21 protein-coding genes and 1 pseudogene are annotated in these 24,734 nt (G+C 62.3%); 8 read left to right on the plus strand and 14 right to left on the minus strand.

What is annotated here, in order from left to right:
• Positions 1-264: 264 nt before the first annotated feature.
• Positions 265-1,170, minus strand: coding sequence for a LysR family transcriptional regulator (locus tag KM135_RS18735; protein ID WP_221715606.1), 906 nt, complete (start codon positions 1,168-1,170; stop codon positions 265-267).
• A gap of 235 nt (positions 1,171-1,405) precedes the next feature.
• Between KM135_RS18735 and KM135_RS18740 the strand changes: the two genes are divergently transcribed.
• From KM135_RS18740 to KM135_RS18770, 7 genes are read left to right on the plus strand one after another with little or no spacing between them, the layout of a single operon-like run.
• On the plus strand, positions 1,406-3,046 hold the full coding sequence (locus KM135_RS18740) for a GMC family oxidoreductase (RefSeq protein WP_221715607.1): 1,641 nt from the start codon (positions 1,406-1,408) through the stop codon (positions 3,044-3,046).
• Between the two features lie 25 nt (positions 3,047-3,071).
• Positions 3,072-4,556 (plus strand): aldehyde dehydrogenase, encoded by a 1,485-nt coding sequence (locus tag KM135_RS18745; protein WP_221715608.1) that lies wholly within the window; start codon positions 3,072-3,074, stop codon positions 4,554-4,556.
• A gap of 21 nt (positions 4,557-4,577) precedes the next feature.
• Complete coding sequence (locus KM135_RS18750; RefSeq protein WP_221715609.1) at positions 4,578-5,489, plus strand: SDR family oxidoreductase; 912 nt, start codon at positions 4,578-4,580, stop codon at positions 5,487-5,489.
• A gap of 49 nt (positions 5,490-5,538) precedes the next feature.
• Positions 5,539-7,944, plus strand: coding sequence for a TonB-dependent receptor (locus tag KM135_RS18755; protein WP_221715610.1), 2,406 nt, complete (start codon positions 5,539-5,541; stop codon positions 7,942-7,944).
• Between the two features lie 2 nt (positions 7,945-7,946).
• Positions 7,947-8,891 (plus strand): alpha/beta hydrolase, encoded by a 945-nt coding sequence (locus KM135_RS18760; protein ID WP_221715611.1) that lies wholly within the window; start codon positions 7,947-7,949, stop codon positions 8,889-8,891.
• A gap of 54 nt (positions 8,892-8,945) precedes the next feature.
• Positions 8,946-9,446: a 2,4'-dihydroxyacetophenone dioxygenase family protein gene (locus tag KM135_RS18765; protein WP_221715612.1), complete on the plus strand. Its 501-nt coding sequence runs from the start codon at positions 8,946-8,948 to the stop codon at positions 9,444-9,446.
• 17 nt (positions 9,447-9,463) lie between these two features.
• Positions 9,464-10,213, plus strand: a complete 750-nt coding sequence (locus KM135_RS18770) for a nuclear transport factor 2 family protein (protein ID WP_221715613.1) — start codon at positions 9,464-9,466, stop codon at positions 10,211-10,213.
• Between the two features lie 55 nt (positions 10,214-10,268).
• On the opposite strand, the gene KM135_RS19905 is transcribed toward KM135_RS18770, so the two are convergent.
• The 5 genes and pseudogenes from KM135_RS19905 to KM135_RS18800 form a co-directional block, all read right to left on the minus strand.
• Entirely contained in the window at positions 10,269-11,483 is a 1,215-nt protein-coding gene (locus tag KM135_RS19905) for a (R)-mandelonitrile lyase (protein WP_246606356.1), read from the minus strand.
• Positions 11,484-11,511: 28 nt separating this feature from the next.
• Positions 11,512-12,518, minus strand: a pseudogene (locus tag KM135_RS18785) (aldo/keto reductase).
• A complete protein-coding gene (locus KM135_RS18790; protein ID WP_343228231.1) occupies positions 12,496-13,110 on the minus strand; it encodes a flavodoxin in 615 nt (204 codons plus the stop codon). Before KM135_RS18790 ends, KM135_RS18785 begins: the two are co-directional and overlap by 23 nt.
• Complete coding sequence (locus tag KM135_RS18795) at positions 13,107-14,279, minus strand: aldo/keto reductase (RefSeq protein ID WP_221715614.1); 1,173 nt, start codon at positions 14,277-14,279, stop codon at positions 13,107-13,109. Before KM135_RS18795 ends, KM135_RS18790 begins: the two co-directional genes overlap by 4 nt.
• Positions 14,280-14,293: 14 nt before the next feature.
• Positions 14,294-15,277: an aldo/keto reductase gene (locus KM135_RS18800; protein ID WP_221715615.1), complete on the minus strand. Its 984-nt coding sequence runs from the start codon at positions 15,275-15,277 to the stop codon at positions 14,294-14,296.
• A gap of 155 nt (positions 15,278-15,432) precedes the next feature.
• Here KM135_RS18800 and KM135_RS18805 point away from each other — a divergent pair, with 155 nt between their 5' ends.
• On the plus strand, positions 15,433-16,329 hold the full coding sequence (locus tag KM135_RS18805; protein ID WP_221715616.1) for a LysR family transcriptional regulator: 897 nt from the start codon (positions 15,433-15,435) through the stop codon (positions 16,327-16,329).
• 263 nt (positions 16,330-16,592) lie between these two features.
• Here the strand turns inward: KM135_RS18805 and KM135_RS18810 are convergent, their stop codons facing one another.
• Genes KM135_RS18810 through KM135_RS18850 form a run of 8 tightly spaced genes read right to left on the minus strand, consistent with a single transcriptional unit; the run spans position 16,593 to position 24,709 of the window.
• Entirely contained in the window at positions 16,593-17,126 is a 534-nt protein-coding gene (locus KM135_RS18810; protein ID WP_221715617.1) for a flavodoxin, read from the minus strand.
• A 50-nt stretch (positions 17,127-17,176) separates the two neighbouring features.
• The gene (gene paoC, locus KM135_RS18815; RefSeq protein WP_221715618.1) at positions 17,177-19,438 is read right to left on the minus strand and encodes an aldehyde oxidoreductase molybdenum-binding subunit PaoC; all 2,262 of its coding nucleotides are present in this window, start codon (positions 19,436-19,438) and stop codon (positions 17,177-17,179) included.
• On the minus strand, positions 19,435-20,388 hold the full coding sequence (locus KM135_RS18820) for an FAD binding domain-containing protein (RefSeq protein WP_221715619.1): 954 nt from the start codon (positions 20,386-20,388) through the stop codon (positions 19,435-19,437). The genes paoC and KM135_RS18820 overlap by 4 nt, the downstream gene beginning before the upstream one ends.
• Positions 20,385-21,029 carry an aldehyde dehydrogenase iron-sulfur subunit PaoA gene (paoA, locus tag KM135_RS18825; protein ID WP_425517093.1) on the minus strand — a complete coding sequence of 215 codons (645 nt, stop codon included), beginning with the start codon at positions 21,027-21,029 and terminating at the stop codon, positions 20,385-20,387. The genes KM135_RS18820 and paoA overlap by 4 nt, the downstream gene beginning before the upstream one ends.
• Positions 21,030-21,043: 14 nt before the next feature.
• Entirely contained in the window at positions 21,044-22,210 is a 1,167-nt protein-coding gene (locus tag KM135_RS19910) for a (R)-mandelonitrile lyase (RefSeq protein WP_246606357.1), read from the minus strand.
• 32 nt (positions 22,211-22,242) lie between these two features.
• The gene (locus tag KM135_RS18840) at positions 22,243-22,830 is read right to left on the minus strand and encodes a nuclear transport factor 2 family protein (protein ID WP_221715620.1); all 588 of its coding nucleotides are present in this window, start codon (positions 22,828-22,830) and stop codon (positions 22,243-22,245) included.
• A 16-nt stretch (positions 22,831-22,846) separates the two neighbouring features.
• Positions 22,847-23,704, minus strand: coding sequence for an aldo/keto reductase (locus tag KM135_RS18845; protein ID WP_221715621.1), 858 nt, complete (start codon positions 23,702-23,704; stop codon positions 22,847-22,849).
• A 21-nt stretch (positions 23,705-23,725) separates the two neighbouring features.
• The gene (locus KM135_RS18850; protein WP_221715622.1) at positions 23,726-24,709 is read right to left on the minus strand and encodes an aldo/keto reductase; all 984 of its coding nucleotides are present in this window, start codon (positions 24,707-24,709) and stop codon (positions 23,726-23,728) included.
• Between the last annotated feature and the right edge of the window lie 25 nt (positions 24,710-24,734).

Genomic DNA, 24,734 nt, shown 5'->3' on the forward strand with positions numbered 1-24,734 from the left:
GATGAAGCTGCTATACCTCGTACTCAACAAGGCCGCCGATGAATGGAAACGGCCACCGCGCGAGTGGGCCGAGGCAAAAACCCAGTTCGCCGTGATCTTCGGCGAGCGGTTCGTCATCTGATGACGATAACCGGCCTCGCGCACAAAATATCTGACAGTCCCTGCCCCTGCCCTCTTCGTTATCGGCTTCTCACGCGCGCTCCAGTCCAAGACAAGGTGCCGCTCTTTGCGAAGGGACCTCGGTCAAGATACCCTGGACATTGCCTAGAGTTCGACGTGCCGAAATGTCTCGCGCAGATGCGCTTCCAGCTGCGTGACCAAGGCACCACGTCCTAAGCTGCGGGAGGCGCGACGGATCTGCAAGGCAGGCAGGGGCCGTTCTAGCGACAACATCTTGATCGCCCCGCCGCCATAGTGCTCATCCTGCGCGGAGGCGAACATGCACACATAGCCTTCACCGCGCTGAGTGCTTGTGAGGATATGGCCATAGTCATCTGTTTCAACGCCGACACGCGCCTCACCCAAGCCATATGTTTCAAGCACGCGATCGATGAGCGGCCGCAGCGCTGTTCGCTGCGACAGGTGAATTGCAGGGAGCGCAGAAAGGTCGGCTACGCTCACGACGGGCTTGGAGGCGAGCGGATGATCTCGCGAGACGAAAATACCCAGCGGCTCGCGCTTCATCAAAAGGGAGTGGGCAGGCGGTAGCTCGCCACCATCGTCGACGCTAAAATAATAGCCCAGATCTACCATGCGGCGCTCCGCCTTTTCGGGAAAGCCGAGCGTACCGCTGCTATCGATATCCATATCGATGAGCACATCGGAATGGCTCACACGGAAGGAGTCAATTCCGGCCTGCAGATAGCGCATGATATAGGGATGGGCACCGACGACGACCCTGCGTGCTGCGGTGCGATCCGACGCATCATATAGGTAACTCAGATCATCGAGAATATTTGAGGCGAACTGGTATGCGCGCTCCCCGGGGCCGGTTAGCGTCGCCGGGCCACCGACGTGCCGCTCGAAGAGCTCATAGGAGAGCCGACCTTCGAGCGCGCGAATGTTAGCGCTCACAGCTTCGGGAGTGATGCCCAAGCGATCGGCCGCGCGGCGAAAGCTTCCGTGACGGATTATCGCGGCAAAAATCTCCAGCTGGCGAAAGGTTATCACGCAGACCCCCTAAGCAATTCTTTAATACTTGCTAAGCCTGAACTTACTTCCCGGCAAGGCCGGATGTTCGATAGCTGCCCCTCAAGAGGCTCGGTCATCGGGTCGGGAGAGGGTTCGAGATGCGTGTCGAGGGGCGTTTGGATCGCCTGTTCCTATCGCTCGAAGTAGCGATGCATGACTTGCAGCAGTCACGCACAGGGTGCGTTAAGCGCAACTGGAATTGCGTGACGGCCTGATGGAATTTGACGTCATCATCGTCGGCGCCGGCACCAGCGGGTGTGTTGTCGCCAATCGGCTTTCGGCCGATCCTGGCCGCAAGGTACTATTGCTGGAGGCGGGCGGCCCCGCGCGTCACCCACTCATCAGAGCGCCCATCGCCTGGCACCTCGCCTCAGAAAAGAGAAAGTTCAGCTGGGGCTACGAGTCCGAGCCTGAGGAAATGACCGGCAATCGTACGCTCCCGCAGGCACGTGGAAAATTGCTGGGAGGCACCTCTTCCATCAATGGCCAGATGTATTCGCGCGGCAATCGCGGCGACTATGATGGCTGGGCGGAAATGGGCCTGAAGGGCTGGAGCTACGACGAGGTTCTGCCTTATTTTCGCCGGGCTGAAACGAACTGGCGCGGCGACACGACTTATCATGGCGGCTCAGGTCCATGGAACGTGGCGCGCAACCCCAAAGCCCCGAACATCTACCCCACGATGATCGAGACCGCGCGCAACCTCGGCTATCACGAGCTCGATGATTTCCACGGCCAAAGCCAGGAAGGCTTCGGCATGCCGGACTTCACCTGTCGCCAAGGCCGCCGCGAGAGCACAGCAACGGCCTATCTCGACCCGATCCGGAGCCGGCGCAATCTCGACGTCTTGACGGGTGTGCTGGTTCGCCGGGTACTGATCAGCGGCGCAAAGGCGGTTGGCGTCGAATTTCTGCAGGACGGCCACGTCCGCCAGGTTCGTGGGCGGGAGATCGTCATCTCGGCGGGGGCTTTCAACTCCCCGCAATTACTGATGCTCTCCGGCCTCGGGCCGGCTGCGCATCTGCGCAACCACGGCATCGAGGTGGTAGCCGATCTGCCGGCGGTCGGTGCAAACTTGCAGGATCATCCGCTGGTCGCGGGGGTATTCTCGGCATCGCGTCCACTCGGCTTTGAGGCCATGCTGCGACTTGATCGCCTCGGCTTGCATGCGTTGCGTTGGGGCCTCTCGGGCGGCGGGCCGATCGGCTATGCACCTCTCTCGGTCCAGGCCTATCTCCGTTTGCTGGATGGCTCGGAGTGGCCAGACACGCAGTTCCAGATCAGCCATGTCTCCTTCATGTCGCGCCCTTGGTTTCCGGGTTGGCGGCCAACCGCGGGCAACCAGTTCACGGCTGCCACCATGCAGATGCGCCCTATGGGTCGGGGCAGCATCACCCTGCGCTCTGCCGATCCGCGCGACCCGCCGCGGATAAATCTCGGGCTGCTGAGCCACCCTGACGACCTGATGGCGGCGCGCGAAATGCTGAAGTTCATCCGCAGGTTTTTCGCGACAGCGCCTTTATCCAGCATCATTGCGGCTGAGTTGTTTCCCGGATCTTCCGTGCGCACGGACGCTGACCTTGATGCGGTCATTCGTGACACGATCCAGACTGGCGCCCATCCGTCCGGTAGTTGCGCTATGGGGCTGGACCCGAGGCAGTCGGTGGTCGATGCCACGCTCAAGGTCCATGGTATTGAGGGCCTGCGGATCGCGGACACTTCGATCATGCCGCGCATCGTGAGCGGCAACACTGCCGCTCCCGCCGTGATGATCGGCGAGAAGCTCTCCGATCTCATGCTGGGCAGAACTCTTGCGCCCACCACGCCTGACCAACGCGCGCAGGTCGCCGCGTGAGGAACCCTGATTTCATGGAGCCATCATGGCCACTTTAGCTGCCCATCCAGTCATTCGCCTGTCGCACCCGGATCGCCTGTTTATCGGTGGGTCCTGGATAGAGCCGGCGAAGGGCGGGCGCATCGAGGTCATCTCGGCGCACAGCGAGGCGGTGATCGCCACCGTCGCCGAAGCGACCGAGGCGGACATGGACGCCGCTGTCGCAGCGGCTCGGCACGCCTTCGACGAAGGTCCATGGCCACGCATGGACCCGGCCGAACGCGCCGCCTGGCTTCGCAAGCTGCATGCGGCGCTCGAGCCGCGCGTGCCCGAACTTGTCCGCGCCTGGATCGACCAGATCGGTTCGCTGGCTACCGTCGCACCCTTCGTGATCGGCGGCGGGATGGCAACGCTGCAATTCACCATCGACCAGGCCGAGACCTATCCCTTTGTGGAGACGCGCGCACCGGCAGACGGCCACGGCGAGGCAATGATCGTGCGCGAACCGGTGGGCGTTGCAGTTACCATCGTGCCTTGGAACAACCCATTCGGCATCATGATCAGCAAGGTTGCCGGCGCGCTGCTGGCGGGTTGCACGGTCATCATGAAGCCTGCGCCAGAAACGCCAATCGAGGCGTTCATTATCGCCGAGGCGGCCGACGAGATCGGCCTGCCGGCAGGTGTCCTCAACCTCGTTCCGAGTCACCGCGAAGCGGCCGATCACTTGGTTCGCAATCCCGGTGTCGACAAGGTCAGCCTGACCGGATCAACGATCGCAGGCAAGCGGGTTGCGTCGGTCTGCGGCGAACGGCTCGCCCGGTGCACGCTCGAACTGGGCGGGAAGTCCGCGGCGATCGTCCTCGACGATTATGATCTGGAGGCGGCTGCGAAGATGCTGACCTCTACGATCATCATGTCGGCCGGTCAGGTCTGCGCGACGCTTTCGCGCGTGATCGTCTCCAAGCATCGTCATGATGCGCTGGTCGAGGCGATCCGGGCGGAAATGGAGAAGGTGCGTGTCGGAGACCCATTCGATCCTGCCACACAACTAGGCCCTCTTGCGCTGGAGCGGCAGCGTGACCGAGTGCTTGGCTATGTCGAAGCAGGGAATGCGGGAGGCGCTCGGCTGGTCTTCGGAGGAGGTCGGCCGCTGCACTTGGCGCGCGGCTACTATGTCGAGCCGACATTGTTTTCATGTGTCGATCGGTCAATGAAGATCGCGCAGGAGGAGATTTTCGGGCCAGTCCTCTCAGTCCTCCCGGTCGCGGGTGAGGCTGACGCGATCCGGGCCGCGAATGCCTCCGATTTTGGCCTCTACGGGGCCGTTTTCACCCATGATCGCGAAAGCGCTTATCGCGTCGCACGGGGCATGCGGACCGGCACTGTCACGCACAATATCTTCCGGTTTGATCCTCACCTGCCCTTCGGCGGGTTCAAGCAATCTGGCATCGGCCGCGAGGGCGGCGTTGCCGGGATCACCAGCTACACCGAGCTCAAATCAATTCTTCTCGACGCTCCGGCGGACGTCTGAAGACAATAGGAGTGGCATCCGATGGCAATCATCATCACGGGCGCATCAGGAAATTTCGGGCGAGCGACAATTGAGGGTCTGCTTGAGCGAATGCCGGCCCGCGAACTGATCCTGGTCACTCGCGATCCGAGCAAGCTGCAGGACCTGGCCAGTCAAGGGGCCACGGTCAGACGCGGCGACTATGACGACTATGACTCGCTCGTTTCGGCCTTCGCCGGCGGCGACAAGATGCTTCTCATCAGCGCGAGCAAGGTCGGCAGCCGCATTCCACAACATCGCAACGCGATCAATGCCGCCAAAGCTGCCGGGGTGGGTCATGTCGTCTACACCTCCTATGTCGGCAAGGATGGCGACAATCCGTCGCTGGCCGTCGGAGACCATCGCGGCACCGAGGCGATGCTGGCCGAGTCCGGCCTCGACTGGACGATTCTGCGCAACAGCCAATATACGGACGCGGTCATCGAGGCGATGTCACCGCTCGCGTTGCAACGTGGACGCTGGATTGCCTCGGCTGTGGACGGAAAGATGGCCCAGGTCTGGCGCGAGGATTGCGTCGCGAGCGCCGTCGCGGTTCTGAGCACGCCTGGCCACCGCAATATCATCTACAACATCACCGGACCGGAACTTCTCTCCTTCCGCGAGATCGCCGCGCTTATCTCCGAGGTGGCGGGACGTCCCATCGAGTATGTGCCGGTCGATGACGAAGGCATGTACGCTTTCTTCGACAGTCTGGGCATTCCACGCGAGGCTGTGCCCGATCAGACGGTGGGCGATGTTCCCTGGTCGAGCGACGATATGGTCTCCGTCGAGCGAGCGGTCCGCGAAGGCTATATGGCCGTCATCTCCGATGATGTCGAGAAACTGACCGGCCGCGCGCCCAAGTCGATCCGCGCATTCGCGCTCGAGCGTCAGGACGATCTTCGGTCAGCCTGAAAATATTATTACGAAACAATATGTTAAGAAAATTATTGGGGAGGTTGATATGCAATGGAAGCTTGGGAAGAGCTTAAGTCGATTCGGTATGGCGATGAGCGCATCGGCACTCGCAATCAGCGCGGCTCAGGCTCAGACTCAGACCGCCGAGCCGCCCGCAGAGAGTGAACAAGCGGATGCCGAGATCGTCGTGACGGCGCAGTTCCGCGGTCAGCGATTGCAGGATACGCCGATCGCTATCACTGCACTTTCGGGTGAAGCGCTGGTGGCGCGGAGTCAGACGACGATTACCGATCTAGGTAAGATCTCGCCTAATGTGAATCTCTCGAACGCCACCGGCCTAATGGGCAACTCGATCGCCGCCTTCATCCGCGGTGTCGGCCAGTCGGATTCCAGTTTTGCGCTTGAGCCAGGCGTCGGCATCTATATCGATGATGTCTATTACGGCACAACTTACGGTGCTGTCCTCGACCTCACGGACCTTGATCGCGTCGAGGTTCTTCGCGGACCGCAAGGGACGCTTGCGGGCAAAAACTCGCTGGGTGGCGCTATAAAGCTCTTTTCGGCCAAGCCTGACGATGAGGCAGGCGGCTTCGTCGAAGGCACCTATGGTCGGTTCAGCAGGATCGACGTTCGAGCCAGTGCCAACATTCCCGTTGCGGACGGCCTCTTCATGCGCATTTCCGGCGTTTCTAAACATACGGACGGCTATATGCAGCTGCTCGACTTCGGCTGTGTAAACCCGGGCGGCGGGCTACCTGCGACAGGCGGCCAAAATGATTGCAGGCTCGGAACCGAGGGTGGCCTTGATGTCAAGGCGCTACGCGTGGCAGTTCGTTATGCGCCGTCAGACTCCCCGCTCGAAATCAACCTGATCGGCGACGTCTCGCAGAACAATTCAGAGCAAGTCGCGACCAAGGTGATCCTTGCAAACAATCCGAACACGCGGAGCTACGTCGCAGGCAATCCGGCCGGGGGCGTTCCCTATGACAGCCGCTTCATCACCGGTCCGGAAAGCTACACCTCCTATGCGACCTATTCGACCGGCGGCAATTACACGTCTGGCCTCCCGCCGGTGCCTCCGTTTAATGCTTTCCCCAATCTCCAAGTGGCGCCAGGCGGTTTCTCCACCACACCGGAAAGTCGCATCAAAAATTGGGGTGTGTCGGGCTCAATCGACTATGAGCTCAGCGACATGCTCAGCCTGAAGTCGATCACCGCCTATCGCAAGGCGACCGGCACGACCGGCATCGACCTCGACGGATCCCCGCTGGCTATTCTGCTGCAAGAGTTCACCTATGACCATGAGCAATTCACTCAGGAATTGCGGCTGAGCGCGAAGGTCAATGATCTCGCTGATGTCACTGTCGGCGGCTATTATTACCACGGCAAGGACCTGTTGACCGGTCGCGCGCACATTCCCGATGTCGCCTTCGACTTCCTCACCAACGATCCTGTCACCAATATCAGCAAGTCGGTGTTCGCTCATGCCGAAATTCATGTCTCGCCTGATCTGAACATCATCGGCGGCGTGCGCTACACGGACGACAAGAAGACATACACGTTTGGCCGACGCAACGCGGATGGGTCGCCGATCAGCCCTGCTAACTTCCCGACCAACATCTTGCTATTCGGGCTAGACGGGACGAGTCAGACTTATTCCGGGGACCGCTTCGACTATCGCATCGGCGTCAATTATCGCTGGAGCGATGCGCTGATGACGTATGCGCAAGTCTCGACCGGCTACAAGGGCGGCGGCATCAATCCTCGCCCCTATTTCGCTAGCCAAGTCGTGCCATTTAGCCCCGAGACGCTGACCACCTATGAAGTCGGTTTCAAATCCGACTTGCTGGATCGCGCCATAAGGCTCAATGGCGCCATTTTCTACAATAAGTACAAGGGTATGCAGCTGCAGCTGCAATCCTGCCCGGCGCTTCCCGATCCGTTCCCTTGCGCCGCCGTGGCGAATGCCGGCGATGCCGACGTCAAGGGTGTGGAACTGGAATATACGGTCCATCCGGTCGCCGGACTGACGATCGACGGCGCGATCGGCTACCTCGACTTCGAATATACCAGCGTCAACCCGGCCACGGGCATCGCGCTGAGCATGAAGGCTCCGTTCAATAACGAGTGGCAGGCTTCTGCCGGCATTCAATATGTGGCTGAGTTGGGAGGAGCAGGTTCGCTAACGCCCCGGTTCGACTGGGCCTATCAGTCCAGCTTCTACTATAATGCCGTCAATACGCCGTTAGATCTGGTGGCGGGCCGCAGCCTCTTCAACGGCCGCCTGACGTACGAAAACGCTGAACGCACCTGGACTGTGAGCGCTGCCGTCACCAACCTGTTCGACAAATTTTACTATGCCGGCACAAGCTACAATGCGACCTATGGAGTGGCATCAGCGGCGCTGGGCCGGCCTCGGGAATGGTCGATCTCCGTCAAACGGATGTTCTGACAATGTCGACGATCAGTCGCCATCTCGTTGATCCCGAGTTGCTCCGGGTTGCCGAGCTCTTCCCGCCGCAAATGCTGAGCGATAAGACGATCGAGGCCGCCCGTTCGGTCCCGCTCTCGTTGACGCAGGCTCTGTCGCCAGGTGTAACTCGCACAGAGCATGTGGTGCCCGGCCCCAATGGCGCGCCGGCCAGGCGGCTGATCGTTCTGACGCCTGATACGGTCAGCGGAGATACCTCGTGCCTGTTTTTCATTCATGGCGGAGGCTATGTCGTTGGCGATCCAGAGAGTGTGCAGTCTTGGGCAAGCGGGCTGGCGAAGGTTTCCCGGTGCATCGTGATCCTGCCGACCTACCGGTTAGCGCCGGAGACACGATGGCCGGCACCGGTCGATGATCTTCATGCACAATATCTCTGGCTTCATCAAAACGCCCGCATGCTCGGCATCGACCCGCAACGCGTCGCAACCGGCGGCGCCAGCGCGGGCGGTGGCCACGCCGTACGCCTAGCGCTGCGCGTTCGTGAGACGAACGGGCCTAGGATTCATTTTCAGCTGTTGCTCGGCCCGATGCTGGACGACCGGCATCCCGACAATCCCTATGCGGGCGAATATGTGTGGACCCGCGACTATGATCGCTATGGCTGGGATTCACTGCTGGGGCTGGCTTCGGGCGGCGACGGCGTGCCGACCGAAGCGGTGCCCAACCGGATTGCCGATCTGTCCGGATTGCCGCCAACATACATCGGGATCGGTGATCTCGATCTCTTCACGCACTCCTGTCTGGATTTCGCCCAGAGGCTGATGGCCGGCGGTGTGTCGACCGAACTTCATGTCTATGCGGGCGGCTTTCATGGTTTTGAGTATTTTGTACCCGACGCGCAGATCTCCAAACGCGCGCTCGACGACGTTCCGCGCGCACTAACTGCCGCCTTCGCGCGTCGGGCTTGAAAAACAGGACGAACTGCACCGCAGAGCCGCCGACATAAAGCTCAGGAGAAAGGCATGCCCATCATACCGGAATCATTTCACGCCGCGTCAGACGATCTGCCTTGGGCCGACAATTGGGCCGGTGACGCTGGCATCAAGCTCAAGCTGCTGATGGCCGACATCGAAGGCGGTCGCTACGCCATCCGCATGTTGTTCGCGCCAGGCCTCAAGGTCGCGCCACACAAGCATAGCGGGGAGATCCACGCGTTTACGTTCGCTGGCGAATGGGCCTATCTGGAATATCCGGACAGCCCCAGCAATCGCCCTGGCTCCTACCTCTTCGAGCCACCGGGCAGCACGCACACGCTGAAAGTTGCGGACGATGTCGAGGGGTACACCGACGTCATGTTCATCATGTACGGCGCGATGCTTCACCTCGGAGCGGACGGCGAGCTGCTCGGTGTGACGGACGCCGAGAGCGTGTTACGCGAATATCCGCAATTGCTACGGGAGCAGGGCAAGCCAGTGCCGGAGCAGATGCCGGTGGGTGGATCCATGGCATATCGAGCGCTGTGATGGCGAAGGAGACAGAGATGACGAGCATCGAAGAACAAATTGGTGCGCTGCGCATTGCCTTCAAAGAACAGGCCGCACAACTCGCGGCAGCCCGTCACCAGATTGGCCTGCTCGAGGACAAGAATGAGATCGAGCGGTTGCAGTACACTTACGGTTTCCTGATCGATAATCGCATGTTCCGGGAAATGGCCGATCTGTTTGCCGACGAAGGTGCCTGGATCGAGATTGGCGAGCGTGGCCGCTACATGGGCAAGGAGAATATCCATCGCTTCCTCCAAGAGATTCTCGGAGGAGGGAGATGGGGGATGATCGAGAATGAGGTCATCAATCATGTGCAACAGCAGCTGCTCATCACCGTTGACGATGATCGAACGCACGCCAGCGCCCGCGCACGGGCCGAGGTGCAGGGAAATTCACCGCCCGATACCCCTACATTCCTGTTCGCTGACGGGATATACGAGAATGAGTATGTCAAGGAGGATGGCCGCTGGAAGATTCTCGGCATCAAGGTGACCATGACATTTTACGCTGCGCTCGAACGCGCTCGCATCTGGTTTCCGACAGCGCCCCCGAGTGTAGACCTGCCGCCGGACCTGCCAAGCGATCCGCCCGTCGAGGGACTTGGGCGGCAGTTCAATCCGTTTCGCTGGCCTCATCCGATCACCGGCGAGCCACTGCCGGTGCCTGTAGCTGAAACTTCCAAGCGCGACATAAAGGGCGGCGGCGGCATCACCCAAGTGACGGAGGGCAGCAAGAAGCTGCGATAGTTCGAGACAAAGCCAGCGCTGATGACGCTGTCTCTCGTGGAGGCCTGCAAGCCGTTCAGGATGGTCCTCTAAATTCGGCGTCGCTCACTGGGCCGAGCCACGTGACAGTGTCGCCGTTCCTCATTTCCGAAACGGCGACGTGAGACATGGTGCTCGTCCGCGTCGCGCCGTGCCAATGTTTGACCCCGGGCGCGGTCCAGACAACGTCTCCTGCCTTCACCAGACGCACGGGCTCTCCCTCGGCCTGCACCCAACCCGCCCCCTCGCGAATGATCAGAAGTTGCCCGAGCGGATGCTCATGCCAGTTGCTCCGCGCGCCGCGTGCGAACATCACTGTCGCACCGCCGAGACGGGCTTCCCCCGTTGCCTGAAATGGCGAGGTGACGCTGACATTGCCGGTGAAGTTCGGCGCGGGCCGAGGCACCGCATTGGCGTCCGGTTGGACGACCGCCAACGGGTTTATCGCTTCCGGTCCGGAAGACGCAGTTGCAAAGGTCTTCTTTGATACCGCGACACCGGCCATCGCTTTTGGCCATCCCGCGTAGAAAGCGAGATGAGTCAGCGCTTCGCCGATCTGTTCAGAGGTCAGGCCATTGTCGACGCCCAGTTGGAGGTGAAAAGGCAGCTGGTCCGCATCTCCGCTGTCTGCATCTCCGCTGGCGGCCAGTGCAGCAATTGTCGCCAGGCTTCGGTCGCGCGGAGCAAGCTCGCTGCGGGTCCAGAGGTCACGAAAAAGAACCTCGTTCGTCAACGCCGCAAGCTTGGGGGCGAACGGCGCGACCTCCTGCTCGAGGCTTCGGCGCCGCGCCGCGTCCGACGCTGGCAAAGGGATCTTCACATCGCTTCGCGCCACGGGCTGCGGGATGTTACGCGCGCGGAACACCCGATCGACGACCTCGAGCGCAGAGACCGAGCTTGGCCAGCCCGCGTAAAATGCCAGATGCGTGACAAGGCCGCTGACCTCGATCGGCGTCAGGCCATTGTCGAGGCCACGGGCGAGATGCCCTTCCATCTGGCCGGTTCGGCCGGTAGCGATCAGGACCGTCAGCGTGACCAGGCTGCGATCACGCAGCGCCAAGCCCGGTCGACGCCACACATCACCGAACAGCACCTCATCTGTATAGGTTGCCAGGGCCGGTGCATTATCATGCATGGCCTTGGGCGCGACCGAACGCCGCGGTTCCTGCGCCTCGACAATACCTCCGGAGCCAATCGCCAGCGCGCCAGCTGCCGCGCGACCCAACTGCTTGATCGCCCTGGTCTTCGTCATTGCAAATTCCTCTCCTGGACAACGCCGTTCAAAGACCAGTCATCTTGAGAACGGGCTCGGGCAACCGCGCGCCACGAACCTCGACTTTGGCAGACTGCATCGTGATATGTTCGAGCTCGGCTGGGGTAAGCGCCAGCTCCACCGCGCCGAGATTTTCCTCCAGCCGGTGCAACTTGCTGGTGCCCGGGATCGGTACGATCCAGGGCTGCTGGGCGAGAAGCCATGCAAGCGCGACCTGTGCCGGTGTGGCGCCCTTTGCGTCGGCCACCGCCCTCACGATCCCGACCCGTGCCATGTTGGCCTTGCGAGCTTCCGGTGTGAAACGCGGCACCATCGTGCGGAAGTCGCCCGGCTCGAAGCTGGTCTTCTCGTCGATTTTGCCGGTGAGGAAGCCGGCGCCCAGAGGGCTGAAAGGCACGAAGCCAATGCCCAGTTCCTGCAGGGTCGGCAGCAGCTCGGTTTCTGGCTCCCGCCAGAAGAGGGAATATTCGCTCTGCACCGCGGTGAGCGGCTGGATGGCATGCGCGCGCCGGATGGTCTGCACGCCCGCTTCGGAGAGACCGAAATGCTTGGCCTTGCCGGCCGCGATCAGGTCCTTAACCGCTCCGGCAACCTCCTCGATCGGCACGGCCGGGTCGACGCGATGCTGATAGAAGAGATCGATGCGATCGGTCCGCAGCCGCTTGAGCGCCGCGTCCGCCACCGCCTTGATATGCTCGGGTCGGCTGTTGGTGCCGCCGCGCCGGTCACCGGTCACCGGTCACCGGTCTCAAGGTCGATGTCGAAGCCGAACTTTGTCGCGATGACGACCTGGTCACGGATTGGCGCGAGCGCCTCGCCAACAATCTCCTCGTTGGTGAACGGGCCATAGGCTTCGGCCGTATCGAAGAAGGTGACGCCTCGTTCGTGCGCAGCGCGCGCCAGCGCGATCATCTCGATCCGGTCCGGTGCCGGCCCATAGACAGCTGTCATGCTCATGCAGCCAAGGCCGAGCGCCGACACCTCGAGGCCATTACCAAGGGTTCGCATCTTCATTCCTGTCTCCTTCAATCTGGCCGAGCCAGTCTTTCACCTGGCTCATGGTGCGCCGCTCCTGGTCGGCTTCCATCACAAATGGTTGTTCGATCTGCGCGCCCGGCGCGTGACTGGCGAGCACGGACAGGCTCTTGCCGACGCCATAGCCGCCATGGGTGATGAAGGGCCGGACGGTCTTTCCACGCAGGGCGTGTGCTTTGAGGAAGGCGCGGATCACCGGCGGGGCAGTCTCACCCCAGATCGGAAAGCCTAGATAAATCTCGTCATACACGCCGATATCGCTGACATGCCCGCGAAGTGGCGGTTCGACGTCCTGATCACGCTCGCGCGTCGCCTGAGCCACTGTCTCTTCATAGTCCTTCGGATAGGGGCGGGCAGGGACGATCTCGAAAAGGTCCGCGCCAATGGTGCGCTGGATCGTGCCGGCAATGACTTTGGTATTTCCCGTGCGCGTGAAGAAGGCGACAAGTGTCTTCGATTGCGCGCCGGTGGGACGGGGCCCGGATTGCGCGCAGGCCTGCGTGCTTGCCACCACCATGACCGCAGCCCCGGAAAGCATGGCCCGGCGCGACAGGTCGGCCCCGCTCGTCACATTGCGCTCCCGGCCCTCGGCGGTGCTTCCACGTCGGAGAACGCCTGCACCGCATCGGGCAGGCGCGCGCCCTGAACCGTGATGGCCTTGACCGCGAGATTAAGCTCGGCCACCTCCGCCGTGCTCAATCGCACGGCTGATGCGCCGATATTCTCGAGCATATGCGGCATCTGCGTCGTGCCGGGAATAGGGACGATCCATGGCTTCTGCGCCAGGAGCCAGGCCAGCGCGATCTGCGCGGGCGTCGACTGCTTGCGCTCCGCCCACTGCCTGAGCAGCGTCACGAGCTTCAGATTGTTTGGCAGGCTTTCTGGTGCAAACCGGGATTCGCCGCCCCGGATGTCGCCGGGCGCATAGCGCGTCTGGCCATCGATCGCGCCCGTCAGGAAGCCGACGCCGAGTGGGCTCCACGGCACAAAGCCGATGCCGAGCTGCTCGCAGAGCGGCAGCACGGCGGTCTCGGGGCCACGCCAGAGCATGGAATATTCATTCTGGACCGCGGTGACGGGCAGTTCGGCATGGGCGCGACGCAGCGTGCCAAGGCCCATCTCGCACAAGCCCCAGTGCAGGACCTTCCCTTGTGCTCTCAGATCCTTGATCGCGCCGGCGACATCCTCGATCGGCACCTGCGGATCAACGCGGTGCTGATAGAGAAGGTCGATGCGGTCGGTGCGCAACCGCTTCAGCATGCCCTCTACCGCTAGCTTGATATGCTCCGGCCGGCTGTTGAGTCCTGGGCGACGCTGACCGGTCTCCAAGTCGATGTTCCAGCCGAATTTGGAGGTGATCACGACCTTGTCGCGGAACGACCCGATGCCCTCGCCCAGGATCCGTTCCACTTCGTGCGGGCCATAGGCTTCGGCGGCATCGAAAAAGGTGACGCCCCGGTCGAACGCGGTCCGGATGATGTTATACATCTCGGATCTGGTCGGGATCGTCGTCTGATAGGTTCGGCTCATATTCTGGACGCCGAGGCCGATGCTGGACACATCCAGCGTGCCAAGCCGACGTCGTCCAACGATGCGAGTGACCGCGTCCTTGCCTGTGCCAGCAGTTTGGGTGGCTTGCGCGGCCGTTACCGTCGTGCCCAAGAGTGGCGCAGCGGCGATCCCGCCGGCCGCTCCGATCAGACTGCGACGGCTGAAGGACGCGCTTTTCTCGATTGTCATGTCGAACTCCCGGTCTAGCGATTGACGAACTGCTGATGCGATGTCGGATAGCGGTCGCCCGTTACCTGAATGCTCGCCAACATCCGCTCGATGCGGTCGAGGTCGGCCGCGCTTAACTGGATGTCTGCCCCGCCCAGATTTTCTTCGAGGCGATGCAGCTTGGTGGTGCCGGGGATCGGCACGATCCAGGGCTGCTGAGCGAGGAGCCAGGCCAGGGCAATCTGTGCGGGTGTCGCACCCTTCGCAGCTGCGATCTCGGTCACCAGCACGACGAGCGCCTGATTTGCCTTGATCGCCTCAGGGGAAAAGCGCGGGACTGCGCTGCGGAAGTCGCTATCAGCAAAGGTCGTGTTCTGGTCGACCTTGCCGGTCAGGAAGCCCTTGCCAAGTGGGGCGAAGGGCACGAAGCCGATGCCCAGTTCGTCCAGCAGTGGCAGGACCTCGGTCTCCGGCTCGCGCCACCACATGGAATATTCGCTTTGCAGCGCGGTGACCGGTTGCACGGCGTGCGCGCGGCGGATCGCATCCGGTCCCGCTTCGGAGAGACCGAAGTGCAGCACCTTGCCCGCCGCGATCAGATCCTTGACCGCACCCGCCACTTCCTCGATCGGAACGTTCGGATCGACCCGATGCTGATAAAAGAGGTCGATACGGTCTGTGCGCAAGCGCTTCAGAGCTTCGTCAGCGACCTGGCGGATGCGCTCGGGGCGGCTGTCGAGACCATCTGCGGGAACACCGTTCTTGAAGCCGAACTTGGTGGCAATGACGACCTGATCGCGGACCGATGCGAGCGCCTCGCCCACAACCTCTTCGTTCACCCCCGGCCCATAAGCTTCGGCTGTGTCGAAGAAGGTGACGCCGCGTTCCTGCGCACTGCGAATGAGCGAAATCGCGTCCTGGCGATCGGTTGCCGGACCATAGCCGTAGCTAAGGCCCATACAGCCAAGGCCAATGGCCGAGACTTCGAGATTGCTCTTTCCGAGCCGCCGCTTGTCCATTTTATGCTCCTATAGGCCGTCTGCTTGCCGAAAGGCGCCCGAGCAGCGCGCGACCCGAGCAAGGAGATTCGATGCCGTCTGGAAGCAACATAGTCCTCGCGCGGCTTTACGATTAGACGCTATAATCGGGATGGCTCCATAAGATCGGCTAATGAATGATGAGCGAGAACTTCAATAATCTGGCTGCCTTCGTTGCCGTGGCGCAGGAACGCAGCTTCACGAAGGCGGCCGCGAAGCTCGGCGTCTCCCAGTCGGCGCTGAGCCAGACGATCAAGGCTCTTGAGGCGCGTCTCAACATAAGACTCCTCACGCGCAACACGCGCAGCGTCTCTGCGACCGAGGCCGGTCAGCGGCTTCTCGTGACCCTCGCGCCGCGTTTCGATGAAATAGAGTTGGAGCTGGCGGCGTTGAGTGAACTGCGCGACAAGCCGGCAGGCACCATCCGTATTACGGCCGGCGAGCATGCAGCCCTGACGGTGCTCCAGCCCGCCCTCAAGCGCATCCTGCCCGATCATCCCGACATCAGCGTCGAAATCATCGTCGACTATGGCCTGACCGACATCGTTGCCGAAGGCTATGACGCAGGCGTCCGCCTCGGCGAGCAACTTGCCAAGGATATGATCGCTGTCCCCATTGGCCCGCCGATGCGCATGGCGGTCGTCGCCGCCCCGAGCTATTTAGAGCGCCATTCCGTCCCGCAAACGCCCCACGACTTGACCAGTCACAACTGCATCAACATTCGTATGCCCACCTATGGCGGGCTTTCGGTCTGGGAGTTCGACCAGGATGGAAAAGAGACCCGGGTGCGTGTCGAAGGGCAGCTCGTGTTCAATAATGCTCCGCTGCGATTGGCATCCGCCTGCGATGGCCTCGGCATGGCCTATATGCCAGAGGACTTGGTGCTCCGGCACATTTCCGATGGCCGCCTGATCCGCGTGCTGGAGGACTGGTGCGAGCCCTTTGCGGGCTACCATCTCTATTATCCGAGCCGCCGGCATGCCTCACCGGCATTTGCCCTTATCGTCGATGCTCTGCGATACCGAGCGCCCTAACTTCCAGTCTCGTTACTTGTGATTGGCGACGATGAATGGATGGCAGCTATCAGGTACCGCACACACAGAAACGAATGTCTGCAATGAGGGCGGCTCCGGTCGCAGTGCCCGCCTCCCGAGATGCGGCTGCTGCCGACCACATTAGGACATCTGGCCATGCTAACGAGAACGACCGGATCTGACGAAAACGGCCGCTCAGAGATTGTGAAGCTGCTTCAAGGAATCGCTCCAAAGCCAGTTTGCCGGAAAACGATCCAACACCGTTAGCTGTTGATCTGGCCGAGCCAATCGCGGACCTGATTGAGCGTGCGCCTTTCCTGGTCTGCCTCCATGACGAAGGCTTCTTCGATTGTTGCCCCGGTCGCGTGGGTAGCCAACACCGCGAGACTACCGCCAACACCATATCCGCCGTGGGTAATGAACGGGCGAAGTGTCTTCCCACTTAGGTCATGAGCCTTAAGGAACGAGCGGATTGGCGGAGGTGCCGTTTCGCCCCAGATTGGGAAGCCGAGAAAGACGGTGCCATATGCGGCAATGTTGTCGACTTTGGCGGCCAGTGGAGGTTCATACCCGCTGTCACGCTCGCTCGTAGCCTGCGCGACATGCTGCTCATAATCATCCGGATACGGTCGCGCGGGACGGATTTCGAAGAGATCAGCCCCTAGCGTGCGCTGCAAGGTTCCTGCAATCACGCGGGTGTTGCCCGAGCGGGTAAGATACGCGATCAGCGTCTTGCCGACACCGGCGCTGGGCTGCTCGCGCTCCTCCGCACATGCCGTGCCAACCAGTGACAGCATCGCCGAATTCGCCAGGACGGTACGGCGGGAGAGCCACCCCACACCCTGCATCACACAATCTCCGGCAGCTGTGTCAGATGCTTGTCTAGCGTGATCGGATATTCCCGGACCCGCACCCCGGTCGCGTTATAAACCGCGTTTGCAATGGCGGGCGCGACGCCGGAGATACCAAGCTCGCCGACGCCCTTCGCCTTCACCGGCGATATGGTGGGATCGGTCTCCTCAAGGAAAATCACCTCCTGATGCGGGATATCGGCATGGACCGGTACTTCGTATCCGGCGAGGTCGTGGTTGACAAAAAAGCCGAAGCGTTTGTCGACGGCGAGCTCTTCCATCAGCGCCGCGCCCGCACCGCCGACCATGCCGCCAATTACCTGGCTGCGGGCGGTGATGGGGTTGAGAATGCGTCCCGCCGCGCAGACGGCGAGCATTCGGCGGATGCGGATTTCGCCGGTATAGGCATCAACCGCGACTTCGCAGAAATGGGCACCGAAAGTCTGCTGCTCGAACCTCTTCGACAGATCGCCATATTCCATCTTGTCTTCGGCAGTGATCGCACCATCTTTCGCCGCCTGGGCGAGCGGTGCCCGCCGATTACCGGCACGGACATCGCCGTCAATGAACTCGGCGTCGGCGGAGTTGAAGCCGAGCTTCATCGCCACGGCTTCGCGCAGTTTGACGCACGCGGCGTAGGCACCGGCCGTGGCAGATGCGGCACCGCCCTGTCCGCCACCCCCGAACGCTTCGGGATAATTCGAGTCCGCGAGCTTCACCACGACGCGATCGAGCGGCAGGCCCATCATCTCTGCGACCGTCTGGCCGATGATGGTGTAGCTGCCTGTACCCATGTCGGTCATGTTGCTTTCGACGGTGACGATCCCCTTGCCGTCGAGCGTGACACGCCCACCGGCCGGAATGATCGGCGCACCGCGGATCGCGGACGCCATCCCCATCCCGATCAGCCAGCGGCCTTCACGACGACTGCCGGGCTTGGGGTTACGCTCCTCCCAACCAAAGCGTTCGGCACCCGTGCGCAGGCACGGGATGAATTGCCGTATGGAGAAGGGACGCGGTCCTTGCTCCTCCTTGCCCTGATTGCCGCTTGCCGATTGCGGATCGGTCGAAGTCCCACGTCCGGGGCCCGCACCCGGTACGACCTGGGTATCGTTGAGGATACGCAACTCCACCGGGTCCATCCCCAGCTTCTCGGCCAGCTCGTCCATAGCGACTTCGAGCGCCATCAGGCCGGACGCCTCGCCCGGTGCGCGCATCGCATTGCCTTCGGGCAAGTCGAGGGTCGCGAGCCGGGTCAGGTTGAGACGGTTGGCACCGGCATAGAGCAACTGCGTCTGTGCAGCCGCAATCTCCGGCCCCCCTCCCGGCAGATTACCCGACAGCGTTTCGTGGCCGACCGCGACCAGCTTACCGTCGCGACCCGCCGCCAGACGGACGCGCTGGATGGTGGCCGGGCGATGCGTCGTGTTGTTCGGCATCAGCGGGCGCGGCAACGTCACCTTCACCGCACGGCCGACAGCGCGAGCGCCGAGCGCGGCAAGGATCGCGTCCGAACAGACGCTGCCCTTTCCGCCGAACCCGCCGCCAATGTAGGTCGCGACGATACGGATCTTGTCCTGCGGGATACTGAGCTTGTTGCCGAGGTCGCGTCGCGCCCAACCAACGATCTGTTGAGCGGACCAGATTGTAAGGTGATCGCCGTCCCAGCGCGCGATCGTGGCGTGCGGTTCCAGCATCATATGGCTGTGGTCAGGCGTAGTGTAGGTCGCATCGACCTTCATGGGTGCCGACGCGAACGCCTTGTCGAAGTCACCGATGCGGACGTCCGGTTGGCGCTGATGCGGCTTTGCGCCTGCCCGCGCAGCGGCGAGGTCGAACGCGCCTTGCGCACGCGCGTAATCGACCCGGATCAGCGAGGCGGCATGACGCGCCTGCTCGAACGTCTCCGCGACGACGAGAGCGATAGCCTGATGGTAATGCTCGATTTCCGGCCCCGCGAGCGGCTTGGCGACGTAGAACCCCTGCTTCTTGATCGGCCCCGCATTATCGGCCGTCACGATCGCAAGGACACCCGGCGCGGCCTTGGCCTCGCGCACGTCCATCGACGATATGCGGCCCTTGGCGATGCCCGAACCGACGACATAGCCATAGGCGGCATTCGGCGCGGCCTCATGGTTCTCATAGGAATAGACCGCGCGCCCGGTCGTCTTCAGCGGTCCCTCAATGCGCGGGTGCGGCTGGCCGACGACCGTTTCCCGGTCGATCGGGTTGGTGCCTGCTGGCGTATCGAACTTCATGCTGACTTGCCCTCCGCGATGGTGGCTGCAAGCGCCCGCGTCGCGAGCGGTATCTTGAACGCATTATCCTCTGTCGGTCGGGCGTTCGCGAACGCCCGGGCCGTCACGGCAGCGGCCCCCTGGGTCATCAAGGCATCCGCCGCTTCGACCCGCCACGGCTTGTGCGCGACCCCGCCGAACGCCGCACGTCCGCTCCCGTCCTTCTGGATGACGGCCGCTACCGAGACGAGTGCGAAGGCATAAGATGCCCGGTCGCGAACCTTCTCATAATGGTGCGTGCCGCCAAGCGGCCGGGGCACCGTCACCGCCGTAATCAGTTCACCGGCCTCCAAATTGTTGTCGAGGTGGGGCTTGTCGCCGGGCAGACGGTGGAAATCGGCGATCGGGATAGCGCGGGTCGTGCCATCCGCCTTGACCGTCTCCACGGTCGCATCCAGCACGCGCATCGCGACCGCCATATCGCCGGGATAGGTTGCAATGCACTGGTCGCTGGAACCGATCACCGCGAGCTGACGCGAATAGCCACCAATCGCAGCGCAGCCCGATCCCGGCTTGCGCTTGTTGCACGGCATGTTGGGGTCATAGAAATAGGGACACCGGGTCCGCTGAAGCAGGTTGCCCGCCGTGGTTGCCTTGTTGCGAAGCTGGCCGGAGGCTCCTGCCACGATCGCGCGGGTCAACACGCCGTAATCGCGACGGACGCGGGTGTCGGCAGCGAGTGCGGTGTTCGTGACCAGCGCGCCGATCCGCAAGCCGCCATCCGTCGTTGGCTCGATCCGGTCGAGCTTCAGGTCCTGAACGTCGACCAGATGCCGGGGCGTCTCGATTTCCAGCTTCATCAGGTCGAGCAGGTTGGTGCCCCCGGCAAGGAACTTTGCTCCGGGCTGACGGGCAACAGCGGCAGCGGCTTCCGCCGGCGTCTTCGCGCGCTCATAGGTGAAGGGCTTCATGCCTCTCCTCCCGCGACTTCCGCCATCGCCTCGGCGATGTTGGAATAGGCACCGCAACGGCAGATATTGCCGCTCATCCGCTCGCGCATTTCGATGTTGGTCGGCTGCGGTCGCGCAGAAAGATCGGCCTGGACGTGGCTCGGCACGCCGCGCTTGATCTCGTCCAGCACCGCGACGGCCGAACAAATCTGGCCCGGCGTGCAATAGCCGCACTGGTAGCCATCATGACGGACGAACGCAGCCTGCATGGGATGGAGCTTGTCGGGTGTCCCCAGCCCCTCGATCGTCTTCACCTCGTCGCCCTGATGCTGGACGGCGAGGCTCAGGCAGGAATTGATCCGCTCGCCGTTGACGATGACGGTACAGGCTCCGCATTGCCCGTGATCGCAGCCCTTCTTCGTGCCGGTAAGTTTCAGATGCTCGCGCAGCGCATCGAGCAGCGTCGTGCGTGTGTCGAGATTGAGATCACGACGCTTGCCATTGACGGCCAGTGATACCGGCATGGTCGCAGGCGCAGGCGCAGGCGCAGGCGCAGGCGCTTTTGCGGGCTGTGCTTCCACTTGCGGGGCCGCCACCAGCGCAGCCGCTGCGGCGCTGCCGGCGAGGACGCCGCGCCTCGACATTTCGATTTCCGACATCATCGCCGTCTCTCCCGTTACAGCTTGTTGTATAAATCGTCGGCGACTGGTTCGAGCCACGTCACGGACGTACCGTCCTGCGCTTCGGACACCGCTACATGCGTCATCACGCTATCACGCGCCGCGCCATGCCAGTGCTTGACGCCCGGCGAGATAAACACCGTATCGCCGGTCGCGATCGGCTTCGCGGCCTCGCCGTCGACCTGGACCCATCCGCGTCCAGCGGTGACGATCAGCAACTGTCCCAGCGGATGCGTGTGCCAGTTCGTATGCGCGCCCGGTTGGAACGTAACCGTCGCACCGCCAAGGCGCGCATCGCCGGTGCCTTTGAAGGGCGATGCGACCGACACGCTGCCGGTGAAATAGTCGGCGGGGCCAGCCTTCGGCTCCTGCCCGGGACGGATAACCTGAACCTCTGACATGGTGGCAACCTCCTGTTTGGCGAATACCTTACCCGCGATGCCGATGGCCGCGTTCGCTTTCGGCCACCCTGCGTAGAAAGCGAGGTGGGTCAGCGCCTCGACGATCTGCGGCTGCGTCAGCCCGTTTTCGAGACCACGTTGAACATGGAAGGCGAGCTGGTCGGCATCACCGCCTGCGGAAAGCGCGGCGATGGTGACGAGGCTGCGGTCGCGGGGCGACAGGTCGGTGCGTCGCCACAAGTCGGCGAACACGACGTCGTTGGTAAGCTGCGCGAGCTTGGGTGCGATCGGGGCGAGCGTCCTGTTGACGGTCGCGGCGCGCGCGGGATCGGAACCGGGGAGCGGCGAAGTGGCCGGAGGCACCGCTGCAAGCGGCTTCAGATCAACCTGGCGCGCAGCAAATACCTTCTCTACCTCATTCAAGGCTGACACAGCGTTCGGCCATCCGGTGTAGAAGGCGAGCTGCGTCACCATGCCGGCCACCTCGGACGGCTTGATGCCGTTATCGAGGCCACGACCAAGATGGCTTGTCATCTGCGCGGTTTTGCCGGTCGCAATCAGCACCGAGAGAGTGACGATGCTGCGATCACGCGGGGCCAGTTCGGGGCGCACCCACACATCGCCGAACAGCACCCGGTCCGTATAGCCAGTCAATACCGGCGCGATTGCCTGCATATTCTTGGGCGCAACCGACGGACGCTCTTGCGCCTCGACCGGCACGGCCATCACCAGCGCGGCAGCGGTTGCAGAAGCGACCTTCATCGTCTCGTCTCCCGTTCTGATCCCGGTTGGGATCAATCCCCGCCAGTGCTCGTCTTCACCGGCCGAACGAGGCGCGAGAAGGTGAGCTGGGCCAGACGCCACTTGCCAGCCTGCTTGTTGTAAACTTCCGTGACCATGAAGGGATTGGTGACGGTTCGACCGCCGACCACGGCCTCCAGATCGAGGTCTTCCAGCACGATCGCGGTGTTGCCGAACACCCGCACGTCAACCGCGTAGATCGACGCCTTCTTGTACCAAATACCACCGCTCTGGATGGTGGCGAGTTCCGCCGCCTTGCCCCAAGTTCCGCCCATGTGGGTGAACATGGCCCGGTCGTCGAAGAGCGTCGTGAGAGAGTCGACCTTCTTGTCCGCCATCCAATCCCATTTGGTCTTCGACAGGTCGATGACCTGCTGCTCGGTTGGGGTATGCGTGGCGGCCGTCTTGATCGTCTCCGTCGGGGGTGGCGGCGTTTGCTGCGCGAGCAAGGGTTGCATCGGCAGCGCCGACAAGACAGCCGCACTTAGCCAGCCAAGCCGCTTCATTCCCTGGTTCGATCGAGTGTCCATCACAACTGCTCCCGCACGAGTTTGAAAGAAGGCAGGCTGATGCCGGATCATCAGCCTGGAATGACAATCAGAGCTTCCGTTGGCCGAGCCACTTCACCATCGCCGGATCACGGTGGTCGAAGAAGCTGCTGGCGTTCTGATCGAGCTTGGCGATGGCATCGAGGTCGCCGGCGTCGAGGTCGAAATCGAAGATGTCGAAATTCTGCGCCATGCGCTCCTTGCGCACCGATTTGGGGATCGCAACGATGCCCCGGTCGGTCAGCCAGCGAAGCACGACCTGGGCGATGCTTTTGCCGTGCTTGTCGGCGATCGGCTGCAACACCTCGTTCGTGAACAGGCCATTCTTGCCCTCCGCGAACGGTCCCCACGCCTCGGGTTGGACGCCGTATTCCTCAAGGATCTTCACCGCATCGGTCTGCTGATGAAAAGGATGGATCTCGATCTGATTGATCGCCGGCTTCACCTCGTTGTGCAGCACGAAGTCGACAAGGCGATCGGGGTAGAAGTTGCTGATGCCGATCGCACGGATGCGTCCGGCCTTGTGCAGCTCCTCCATCGCGCGCCATGCGCCGTACACGTCACCATAAGGCTGGTGGATCAGGTACAGGTCGAGATAGTCGAGGCCGAGCTTGTTGATCGAACGCTCGAAAGCGGCCTTGGCACCCTCGTAGCTGGCATCCTGCACCCAGAGCTTGGTGGTGACGAACAACTCGCTCCGATCGATGCCGTGGTTCTTGATGGCGGCGCCGACCGCCTCTTCATTGCCGTAGGACGCGGCGGTATCGAGCAGGCGATAGCCGACGTCGATCGCGTCGCGGACGCTACGCTCGCATTCTGCGGGATCGGGCACTTGGAACACGCCGAAACCGAGGATCGGCATGGCAATGCCGTTGTTGAGGGTGACGGTCGGAACGGTGGTGGTCATGGGCGTGGTTCCTCGTCCGGTTCAGCGATTCACGAACTGCTGGTGCGAAGCCGCATAGCGCTCGCCATGAACTTCTATCCCCGACAGGGCGTCGGCGATGCGCGCCAGGTCCTGCTCGGTCAGCGCCAGATCGGCACCGCCTAGGTTTTCCTCTAGCCGGTGGAGCTTGGTCGTACCCGGGATCGGCACGATCCACGGACGCTGTGCGAGCAGCCATGCAAGCGCGACCTGCGAGGGCGTGGCCCCCTTCTCGCCAGCGATCGTCGTGACCAGATCGACAAGCGCCTGGTTCGCGGACATCGCATCCGCCTGGAAGCGTGGCACGGTACTGCGGAAGTCATCGGCCGCGAACTTGGTGTCCGCCTTCAGCTTGCCGGTCAGGAAGCCCTTGCCGAGCGGCGCGAACGGCACGAAGCCGATACCTAGCTCCTCCAGGAGCGGCAGGATCATCGCTTCCGGCTCACGCCAGAACATCGAATACTCGCTCTGAAGTGCGGCCACGGGCTGCACCGCGTGAGCGCGACGAATAGCGTCTGGTCCGGCTTCCGACAGACCGAAATGCTTGACCTTGCCTTCCGCGATCAGGTCGCGGACCGTGCCTGCCACGTCCTCGATCGGCACGTTCGGGTCGACGCGGTGCTGATAGAAAAGGTCGATCCGATCGGTGCGCAGACGGGACAGCGCCTCGTCTGCAACCTGCCGGATACGCTCGGGGCGACTGTTCAAGCCATCGCTCGGGCGGCCGTTCTCGAACCCGAATTTGGTGGCGATCACCACCTGATCGCGAACCGGCGCCAGTGCTTCGCCGACGACCTCTTCGTTGTCCCCCGGCCCATAGGCTTCGGCTGTGTCAAAGAAAGTAACGCCGCGATCGTACGCTGCGCGGAGTAGTGAAACCGCCTCCGTGCGATCGGTAGCTGGACCGTAGCCATAGCTCAGACCCATGCATCCAAGCCCAAGAGCCGATACTTCAAGGCCGCTGCGGCCGAGTATGCGCTTCTGCATTATCAAAATCCTCGTTTGGCCCATG

Origin of the sequence: Sphingobium xanthum (assembly GCF_019737615.1) — a bacterium.
GTDB lineage: Bacteria > Pseudomonadota > Alphaproteobacteria > Sphingomonadales > Sphingomonadaceae > Sphingobium > Sphingobium xanthum.